Consider the following 10,241-nt stretch of genomic DNA (forward strand, 5'->3'; position numbering starts at 1 on the left):
TTCAAACAGCTTGTTGGTATTATTTTCGATATTAAAAAAATATACAGGAAAAGCAGATAAGTTAAGAACCTACCTGCTTCTGCTGTAATAAAAGAAAGAAGTATTAGCCGTGGATACGGCGGCTTGAAAATAGTATGTATTTTTATTGAAAAAATATTCAAGGGGTGAAGATACTTGGAATGTTTGATAAACGGTGTCTATGAAATTACTGAGTTAATCAGTAAAGAAAAAGAGAAAAACAATGAGTAAATATAACAATAAAAAGGTAAGACTAGACGGCCATGTATTTGATAGTAAAGCAGAAGCGGATTATTACTCCGGGTTAAAAATACGTCAAGCTGCAGGTGAAATTACAAGCTTTGAATTGCAATGAAAAATTAAGTAACTTTAAAAAATGAGATATGTATCGGAGTCTTTTCATGTACAAAAGAATAAGAGATTTCTTCTGAACATTTAAAAGGAATCTCTTATTCGTAATCGGTAAATTAGGTTTTAGAAAAACGAAAAGATTTTGTATGAAAAATAAATAAAAGAATCCGTTCGTTACAAACAGATTCTTCCCACAAGGTCTGCAAGAAATTCAAGGTAACTGGACCAGAGCAACCTGTGAAATTCCTTTTGATAATACTGTATGCAAATGAATCAAAATGGTTAATGGAAACTAAACAAAATCTTATTTTAAAGCTAAAGAATGCCTTGTAGAGCGCTCCTTATAGCTAATTATGAATGTTTATGTTCAATCTTAGATTTCTTGCTTGGAGGAATAAAATGCTCTTAAACAAAGTTTAGATAGACAATCGAGCCCATAATTACAATATAAAATACCGCACAAAAGAAGATTAAAATGTATTTTAATGTCTTGTTCATATTAGTACCGTCCTAAAAGAGGGTTATTTGGATTTTAATATCGTATGTAAAAAAAGGTGCATTTATACAAGGGAAGGGTAGCTAGCAAAAGTAAAACAAAATCTTTATTTAAAAACTAAAGTGCGCTTTTTAAAGCGTTCCTTAAGAAAAATAAAAAAGAATACCTCATGATACTGTATGTATTTTTTTTAGGAATGTGAGGATTTAAAACAAAATCGTTATTTGAGAGAAAGGAGAATGGAAATGTCCTTAGTGGGGAATTTGAAAGAACTCCAAGAAAAAGTCATTGATGAAAAGGTATTGGAATTTGCAGAGGAAATGGAATACGTAATAATCGAAAGTGCTGCAATTGGATATTCAGGTTATAGATATCAAATTCATAAAGAAAATCCAGACAAGCATATTCTGCACTCAAAACCATTCACGGAAAAGTTACAAGAATTAATGGATGGTGTGAAAGTTGAATTTAAGGTAGAAGAAAAGAAAAACATTTTAGGTGGATCTTATTACGAACATTACATCCGTTTTAGTTGGAATGACTAATTTCTTAATAAAAACGCTATTTTAAATAAAAGAACAGCTAGTGAAATCTAACTGCTCAGTTCTTTGAAAAATAAGAATTAGAATTTGTGTTTAAAATGGTTTACATCAATTAACGAAATTGCTGTAGAGAGATTAATAAATCTTTATGAATACGCAATAATGTTTGAACATCATCTTCTTGAAGTTGTTGTAGTGCTAATTCCATTGCCTTGTAGGAAGTAGAGTTTTCAATGGATTTTTTCGATGCTTCTTGTCCTTGGTTTGTTACCTTTAATTTTATTTCTCTACGATCTTCATCTGATTGTTTTCGCTCGATGAGCTGTAGATTAACTAATTCATCTACATTCACACTCACTGTACTTTTAGGAACTGAAAGACGTTCTGAAATCTCTTTAAGAGTAACATTAGGGAGTGCATAAATTGTATTTAAGATACCCATTTGTTGTATTGTTAATCCTAAACTGGAGGCGTTTTGATGGGTGAACTTTATAATCTCTTTGTTTATTGTTACAAATGATTGGACAACTTCTCCTGCTTGTTTGAAACTTTGATTTTTTAAACTCATAATAATCGTCCCTTTTCTTTTTTAATTTAGTTTAACATAGAATAGTTCACCAATGAACTATTTATCTCTAAAGTAATTTAGAAAAGAAATCAATACACGTTATTAATAGAAAACTTAATAAAAATTTCATTTTGTCACAAATAAAAGAGCAGTTAGCCCAGTCTAACTGCTCGATACAAAGGTAATAATCTAGATGCATAGATATTATATGCTGAATTATTGATTTTATTCAAGGAGGAATAAAGTAAAGATTTTTTAGGAAATAGGAGTAGGAACAAAATAGAAGAGCAGCTAGCAAAAGCTAACTGCTTGTTGAAAAAAGAATCCATCCCAGGTTATTTACTGGCAGAGTTTCAAGAAATAAATGATTAAATTAATTTAATTTTTCAATTACAATCGAAGCATTTATATTTGTTTGTGTTCCACCCGCCAAAGTCTGCAAAGTAACCGCAGCAGCGGAAGTATGATTATTAAGGGTAATAATATCACCTGCTGCTAAAGTGAGAATTGTTTGCCCATTGTTTTGTTGAGTACCTGCACCTGATCCATAAATGGAGTTGGTAACGGGAGCCCCATTTAAAAAGAGGGCAAATTGATTAGGTTCAACTCCTGATACAGAAAAAGAAATTTTATAATCTCCAGCATTAATAACTGTCATTTGAGAAGTTCCGAGCGTATGAGTAAAACCGGATGTGATTCTACCGTGTGAATTAAAAAGAATAGGTGCTTCTAAGGCAACAACTTGAGCTGCTGTATTGAAAACATAAGCATACTGGGATAAGCCAGATACTGTAAGACCGGCAGGCCCAGTAGGTCCGGTAGCTCCAGCGGTTCCTGGTAATCCAGTAGGCCCAGGAATGCCTTGGATGCCTTGGATACCTTGAAGCCCAGTTGGGCCAGTCGGGCCGATAGGTCCAATAAGTCCTGGATTGCCTTGAATACCTTGGATACCCTGAATTCCAGTTGCCCCAGTTATTCCAGTGGGTCCAATAGGACCAATAGGCCCTGGATCACCTTGAATCCCCTGAATCCCTTGACTTCCTTGAGGTCCAGTGGGGCCAGGAATGCCTTGGATACCTTGGATACCTTGAAGTCCGGTTGGTCCTGGTGACCCAGTTGGTCCAGTGGGGCCAGTCACTCCGGTTGGTCCTGGTGGTCCCCCGGAAGGTCCAGTCGGGCCCGTTGGTCCTGGCGGTCCCCCGGAAGGGCCGGTAGGTCCAACAGCTCCAGAAGGTCCAGTTGGACCTACAGAACCAGGAATGCCAGGAATCCCTTGAGGTCCGGTCGGGCCAGGAATCCCTTGAATGCCTTGAATGCCAGGAATCCCTTGAATACCAGGAATCCCTTGAATTCCAGTGCCCCCCGTTATTCCAGTGGGTCCAATAGGGCCTTGAATGCCAGGAATGCCTTGGATGCCTTGGATACCTTGAATTCCAGAAGGTCCAGTTGGACCAATAGATCCAGAAATCCCAGGAATCCCTTGAGGTCCAGAAATACCTTGAGGTCCAGTAGGTCCCAGGTTACCTTGAATTCCAGTAGGTCCGGTAGGTCCCCGAGGTCCACTTGAAGGTCCGGTAGCTCCAGTAGGTCCCGAAGGTCCCGAAGGTCCAGTAGCACCGGTTAATCCAGTAGGCCCTATTTGAGGTAAAGGAAAGGGTATGTGACAACAATGCTTTTTAAATTTACTCATTTTTACACCTCCCTTATAAATTAACTATCAATTTATATTTATACTTTAACAACTTATGAGTAAACAGACACAGGGGTGTAAGGAAAAAACCTATGAAAATTACATAATAGGTTTTAAGAGCAAGCCTCTATTTTAAATTCCATACCAAAAAGGGCACCATATATAAGTGCTCTTCTGACCAAGACTTATTGTAAACCTATGACTTGTGAGTGTTCTCGAAATTAAGATATAATTCAAAAATTATTTAGTGCAGGGGATATTAAAAAAGAGCGCTTCGGAAAGCGCCCTTCTGTAACGACTATCCATTCTAAAAAGAAATGATGCAATATATCATATGAAATTATGTGAATTTAGTTGTGTGTATTTTGTATAAAAATTTCATTTTGTAGAAATAAGGAAACTAAAAAGAGCACCATGCATCAGTGCTCTTTAAGATAGGAGGTAACACTTTGAGCTGGATGGTTAGGTTAAAAATATATGATGTAGAAAAGGAATAAGACCTAAATTTTATTATTAACTCAATATAAAAGAGCAATTAGCTTTTGCTAATTGCTCGGCCCAAGGTAATAGACATAGAGTAGGTATTAGTAAAATTGGCTATTCACGAGCCTGTTTACAGTGTAACCAAGATTATTAAATGTATTCCCTCTTTAAAAATCTATTCAAACAGTGTTATTTAAAGAGGGAGTGGAGTAATGAAAAAGAATACTTTTCCTTTAAACATGAAATGATTTTTTAATTCTCAGTATTATATGAGTGCTAAGACAAAAATGTGTAATTAAAAGTGCAGCTAGCAAAAGCTAACCGCTCGGCTCTCGACCAAGAAAGCTAGAGTGGGAAGAACTTAAAGCTAACTTTATAAAGTCTTATATAGTATCGGGAAAATTTAGATTTTTATTCGTGTAAAACACAAAAAGAGCCGCTAACAAAAGTTAGCCGCTAAGCCCTCGGGTATGAAGGGAATTTAGAAACTGTATTTTTATTATTAACGGAATGTTGAATTTTATTCGGTTGAGCCTAAAAAAAGAACTATATATTAGTGTCCTACAGACCTAGTCTCTTATAGTAACAGTTACTGGCGTTATGTGTAAGAACTACACGTTTATCTTGAAAATAATGATTATTATTCACATATAAATTCACAATTAAAGCACAATCGCATCAATACGCTCACAGTTAACTACAGTGATATCTCCGCTTTCATCTATAAATGTAGCAAGGCCGAATCTATTATGGAATCCTACAAATATAGAAGCTTTTAATATTGTGCCGTTAACTAACAGCTGTTTTATTTTTTTTCCTAAGTAAAATGTTTCTAAAAGATAACAAATATTTTTAGAATTCTCTTTTGGGGTTGGGATAAAAGAAATTCGGTTATTTGGAAGAGATGTTAGATTAGGATTGAATACTTTGGGAGTAATAGCATAGTTGATGAAAACTGACATTTTTCCGGCTCCTCTATTTTATAATTTATATTGAAATATGCTGTATGAAATAGGGCTTTTTTCAAAGCCCCATCTTTACTCTACTCAGCTTCAATTCTAAGCGCTTGAATATCACGACAGTCCAAAACAATTATAGAGCCAGGTTCTGTTGTGTTGTCTACAAATGTTACACAAAAATTATCTGGATTAAAGTTAGTAAAAATAAGATCCTCTAGTGTTGTTCCTGTAAGGAAAACATCTACTTCTGTACCTAACTGTAATCTTTCTAATTGTTCACATACACATTTTGTATGCTCAGCCATATAAAAACCTCCTTTCCTCGATTTACTATTAAAATATGTATAAATTAAATAGAATGATTGGAGTAATAGCTTAATAATACTAATTATTTTGCTAGTTAATATGTTTATAAAATAATACTTTGAATAGAAAGCGAGGTTTTGAAAAAGGAAGATAACGTAAAGCTTTTAGGTGATGATGGGATGTTAGGGATGGAGTACAAGGAAAGACAAATTCATGTATTTAACACAGAGGGCAATGTGATGGAATTACTTTCAACAAAAGAACAGGTTCAAGAGGCTATCGATTTTCTTGAAGAATGTAAAAAGGAAATGAAGTAAAAGTTCAATAGAGTAGATCGAACGGAGGGAAACCGTATCGTATAAATCAAGAGGGGATTCCAGATAAGGAAATCAGCATTATGTATGAGTGTAGCTTTACCTATGTTGGAAAACTCAAGAAGAAGTGGGAACGTGAAGGGAAATGGACGGGTTCAACTGATATGAGAAAAATCAAAAAAGTCTAGTGTTTCTCCAAGCACTCAAGCATAAGCCGTATGGAAAGCAAGTATTGCGCAAATCGGGTATTTGCAAGTGCATTATATAACGTTTATCTGGTGGGTAGTTTGGATCGCAGTAATCTTTACGCAGGTTTTACATGATATTGAAGTTTTTGATAAAGACCAAATTTGAATTTTGTATAAAAATTAAAGAAGCCTATACTTAAATATAGTATAGGCTGAGTGATTAAAATTAATCGGTTATTAATTTCGAATAAATATTTAAATCAATAAGCTTTCCAGCTGATTTTTCGCTTTTTCTTAGAGTCCCTTCAAAAGTGAATTGTAATTTTTGTAATACTTTTATAGAGTTCACATTTTTAGGTTCAACTTTTGCTTCGACACGATTTAGTTTCAGATGTGTAAAAGCGTAATCTAATAGAGCAGAAATCGCTTCAGGAGCATAACCTTTGCCCAAAAATGTTTTCGAAATATCATAACCAATCTCTGTTTTTGAGTTTTCGAAATCTAAGAAATTATAGCCACATGAACCGATAATTTGATTAGATTCTTTTTCAATAATAGTAAAACGGAGAGCTTTGTTATTTTGAGCAAGTTCATTGAGAAAATGAATCATATCTTTTACTTGGTTTTTATCAGTGAAATTGCTTATATTCATGAATTGTGTAACGTCACGATTAGACCATATTTTAAGCATGCTTAATGAATCAGATTCCTTCATTTGTCTTAAATGTAATCTTTGTGCTTGTAATTCTGTAATCAATACTTTTACCTCCATTATGTTGTTGTGATGGGTAGATTAAAAATATTGATATCTGCGCATAATTCAGTCCCTTCTGGATTAGTTAACTTCCATTATATAAGAAATTACTAAATTGAACAAAAGTGTTATTTTATAGTAATGCAAAAAGAGTACATATCGAATATGTACTCTTGAAAAAAGGAAGTGTATATAAGTGATGAAACACTATACTATAACATATGCTTGTCTCATTTAAAAGTGCAAGGAATATAATAAAATAGTTATTTGAAATAGAAAGGGGCATGAAAAGAAATGAAAGAGAAATTTGTTGAAGAAATGACACTTGCAGAAATATGGGAATAAATTAAAAAAGATGGTGGGATTCAGATTCATTCTGAAAGCTAAAAATGAACAAAATTCTTATTTTATGCATAAGAAAAAAGACAACATCCGAAAGGGGTGTTGTCTCAACAAATGTAAAATTCTATGAAAGAAAAGAGGAGATACAATAATATATGCTTGTCCAATTTAAATGTGAAAAGATTTTAACAAAAACACTATTTTAATAAGGAATGGCTCTTACTTAAAAGTAAAGAACGTATGGAAAGTTTCAAAATGTTTTTGATGGATTACTAGTTAGGAAAATATAAATCTGGAAATAAAGCTTGATATTCTGGGAGTAATCGAAGATCAATAGTTGAAGTTGCAAAGAATAGATATTTTTTTTCTAATTCATCAAGCGTTGCTAGGTGATGAGTACCTAAGCCATGCTGGATGCTATGTCTAGAAAGAGTCGGACCAATTTGTAATTTTCGATTTTTCATAGCTTTATTCCATGGGCTGTAAAAGAATTTTAAAACGAAAGCAGGATACATGTAAACGGTAAATGGATGAAACGACCAATGTCGCCCCGCCGAATAGTTACCTTGCGAGTAATTGTGGAGGAATCTGCCACCGTAGTATGGGGCAGGTGGAGTAGGATGGATTATTATCCCATGGTAACGCTGTTTGACAAGGGGAATGCCGTATCTCGGATTGGTATAACCGTGAGAAGGTTCATCCACCATTAGAATAGTCCTAATGGAATACATGTTTTTCCCTAAAGTAGCAAGAGAAGTGAAAAAGGCTTCCTTATCAACACAGCAAAGAAATTCAGTGGTATTTAAAACCATTTTCCATCCCGTAATTTCTTTTTCTATTTCCATTACTTCTTGATCAACTAATAAGGCATCAAACTCTAATACTTTTGAATCTCGGATTTCCCAATGAGGTGCAAATAATTTGCATATTTCAACCGAACGATCAGTAGATCCACGATTAATAAGAATGCCATGATCAAATAGTTTTGTGTGGTGCATTAACCACCAGGGGAGTAAATACTCTTCATTGTAAAAATGTGAAATTAAAGTTGTACTAATTAGAAACACCTCCGTTTAACAATGGATAAAATCTTTTTTGTTTTATTATAATATGTTGCTTATCCTAATAATTCTTAGGTATTAATTTAAATGAGTTTAAAACCCAAAAAGATATGTAAAAAAATTGTGTAAACACATTTAAATAAAAATTTCATTTTGTATTAATTTAGAACATAAAAAAGAGCACTTAATAAAGTGCTCTCGTGACGAGGCTCATTTTGTAAAGACTATTTCAATTTATAAAGAAAGGAACACATAATATTTTATGAAGTTATTTTCGATTAAGTGTGTATATTTTATACAAAATTTTACTTTATAGGAAATGAAAAAGAGCATCATGTGTAGATGCTCTTTGATCAAGAATTTCAGGAGAAAACATATAATGTGAGTTTGCTCATTATAATGTATGCATGCAATTTTTTCTTGTGTCTTTCATATAAAAAAGAGCACATATTTATAGTGCTCTAAAGTTAGGAGGTAACTCTGTCTTTGAACAAAATGAGCTACGTTGTAGATATATGTAATAAATAGAATGATAAGAACAAAAAAATAGCTAGCAAAAGCTAGCTACTTAGCCCCAGGGAAGGGAGAGGAGCGATCAATTAGGTCTAAGTTTGGAATAAGGGTTTTAGATTTTAAGACCTAACCTAAATATAGTATGGATTTTATTTGAGCTATTATGCATATAACTGGTTCCTCTTAAAAGAATGATCAACAAAAAAACAGCTAGCAAAAGCTAACTGCTCCAATCTTAAAGAAATATTAACTGAAATGTCTTAGAAGTTTCTGTATTTAAAGTATGTATCAAAATTTAAAGTATATTTAGTGTATTAAAAAAGGGGCCTTCAAAAAATTCCTTTTCTCGGAGTAAATAATCAATGATATTATTTAAGGTTTAAAGAAATTTTATTGGAAATTGATCAAAAAAGTATACAGATTTCATATAAAATTTTTGAAATAAAAAAGAGCACCATTATATGGTACTCTTCTATGAATCAGTACACCATTCAAATATTGTTAATGTTTGTGAGTCATGAACAATTAAATGGTTTGAAAAGTAAGGATTCAAGATAATGTATGTAAGATGAGTATAAGTTGTTACAAAGAAATAAAAATTAGTCGGCAAAAGCAAAATGATTAGCTCTTAATGGAAAATACAATGCATTATTAGAAACTCATGATACAAACAACTAGGTTGTGAGGGTTAAACTTTTTCAAAAAACTTCATTTGATATTACTCTAGAATGGAATTATTGAACTTATAAATTAATATGTCTTTTCATTTATTGATAAAATAAACACGTTGATAGGAGTAATAATGTATTCCTTTAAAAATATGCGTTTTTATTAGGAAATTAATCTAAGCACTAGATAAATAGATGCGTATACTTATATTATGTGAGTTGTGAAAGTAATTAAACTGAATTTTTATAGTTTAATTATTAGTAACTATTTTTATTCTAAGAAAAATGAATATTCAAAAATATTCAACGCTATTACAATTGAGTGTTTCTTAGTATAAGAGTATTCTCTCAAAATTATTAAATAAGGAGGAAATAAATGAAACATAATGATTGTTTTGATCATAATAACTGCAATCCGATTGTTTTTTCAGCAGATTGTTGTAAAAATCCACAGTCAGTTCCTATTACTAGGGAACAATTAAGTCAATTAATTACTTTACTAAACTCATTAGTATCAGCTATTTCAGCATTTTTTGCAAATCCAAGTGATGCAAACAGAGTAGCGTTATTCAATTTGTTTAATCAATTTTTAATTTTCTTAAATTCCTTATTACCTTCCCCAGAAGTTAATTTTTTGAAACAATTAACTCAAAGTATTTTAGTTTTATTACAATCTCCAGCTCCTAATTTAGGACAATTGTCTACATTATTGCAACAATTTTATAGCGCCCTTGCACAATTCTTCTTCGCTTTAGATCTTATCCCTATATCCTGCAACTCAAATGTTGATTCTGCAACTTTACAACTTCTTTTTAATTTATTAATTCAATTAATCAATGCTACGCCAGGGGCGACAGGTCCAACAGGCCCAACAGGTCCAACGGGTCCTGGAGGTGGAGTAACAGGTCCAACAGGCCCAACAGGTCCTGGAGGTGGAGCAACAGGTCCAACGGGAGCAACAGGTCCGACAGGCCTAACAGGTCCAACG

Annotated in this window: 9 protein-coding genes and 1 pseudogene; 4 read left to right on the forward strand and 6 right to left on the reverse strand. The window is 33.1% G+C overall.

Annotated features, from left to right (window positions below):
- Positions 1 to 241 precede the first annotated feature (241 nt).
- Both GFJ36_RS13780 and GFJ36_RS13785 read left to right on the forward strand, forming a co-directional pair.
- A pseudogene (locus GFJ36_RS13780) lies at positions 242 to 370 on the forward strand (DUF1064 domain-containing protein); the annotation flags it as partial.
- A 740-nt stretch (positions 371 to 1,110) separates the two neighbouring features.
- The gene (locus GFJ36_RS13785) at positions 1,111 to 1,410 is read left to right on the forward strand and encodes a hypothetical protein (RefSeq protein WP_000060546.1); all 300 of its coding nucleotides are present in this window, start codon (positions 1,111 to 1,113) and stop codon (positions 1,408 to 1,410) included.
- A 109-nt stretch (positions 1,411 to 1,519) separates the two neighbouring features.
- Here GFJ36_RS13785 and GFJ36_RS13790 read toward each other — a convergent pair whose 3' ends face one another.
- The 4 genes from GFJ36_RS13790 to GFJ36_RS13805 all read right to left on the reverse strand — a co-directional run bounded on the left by GFJ36_RS13790 (position 1,520) and on the right by GFJ36_RS13805 (position 5,412).
- Positions 1,520 to 1,975 carry a MarR family winged helix-turn-helix transcriptional regulator gene (locus GFJ36_RS13790; protein WP_097890174.1) on the reverse strand — a complete coding sequence of 152 codons (456 nt, stop codon included), beginning with the start codon at positions 1,973 to 1,975 and terminating at the stop codon, positions 1,520 to 1,522.
- Between the two features lie 373 nt (positions 1,976 to 2,348).
- Complete coding sequence (locus GFJ36_RS13795; RefSeq protein WP_097890173.1) at positions 2,349 to 3,665, reverse strand: BclA C-terminal domain-containing protein; 1,317 nt, start codon at positions 3,663 to 3,665, stop codon at positions 2,349 to 2,351.
- 1,145 nt (positions 3,666 to 4,810) lie between these two features.
- Positions 4,811 to 5,110, reverse strand: coding sequence for a hypothetical protein (locus tag GFJ36_RS13800; protein ID WP_097890172.1), 300 nt, complete (start codon positions 5,108 to 5,110; stop codon positions 4,811 to 4,813).
- An 80-nt stretch (positions 5,111 to 5,190) separates the two neighbouring features.
- Entirely contained in the window at positions 5,191 to 5,412 is a 222-nt protein-coding gene (locus GFJ36_RS13805) for a hypothetical protein (RefSeq protein WP_000807684.1), read from the reverse strand.
- 138 nt (positions 5,413 to 5,550) lie between these two features.
- On the opposite strand from GFJ36_RS13805, the gene GFJ36_RS13810 reads away from it, so the two are divergent.
- Entirely contained in the window at positions 5,551 to 5,730 is a 180-nt protein-coding gene (locus tag GFJ36_RS13810; RefSeq protein WP_097890171.1) for a hypothetical protein, read from the forward strand.
- A gap of 411 nt (positions 5,731 to 6,141) precedes the next feature.
- Here GFJ36_RS13810 and GFJ36_RS13815 read toward each other — a convergent pair whose 3' ends face one another.
- Positions 6,142 to 6,672: a GNAT family N-acetyltransferase gene (locus tag GFJ36_RS13815; protein ID WP_097890170.1), complete on the reverse strand. Its 531-nt coding sequence runs from the start codon at positions 6,670 to 6,672 to the stop codon at positions 6,142 to 6,144.
- Between the two features lie 611 nt (positions 6,673 to 7,283).
- Complete coding sequence (locus GFJ36_RS13820) at positions 7,284 to 8,009, reverse strand: glycosyltransferase family 2 protein (RefSeq protein WP_240514099.1); 726 nt, start codon at positions 8,007 to 8,009, stop codon at positions 7,284 to 7,286.
- A 1,620-nt stretch (positions 8,010 to 9,629) separates the two neighbouring features.
- Here GFJ36_RS13820 and GFJ36_RS13825 point away from each other — a divergent pair.
- Positions 9,630 to 10,241: collagen-like repeat preface domain-containing protein (locus GFJ36_RS13825; protein WP_194956670.1), on the forward strand; the 612-nt coding region annotated here is incomplete at its 3' end.

The sequence above is a fragment of the Bacillus sp. EE-W1 genome (genome assembly GCF_009760835.1).
Classification (GTDB): Bacteria; Bacillota; Bacilli; order Bacillales; family Bacillaceae_G; genus Bacillus_A; species Bacillus_A wiedmannii.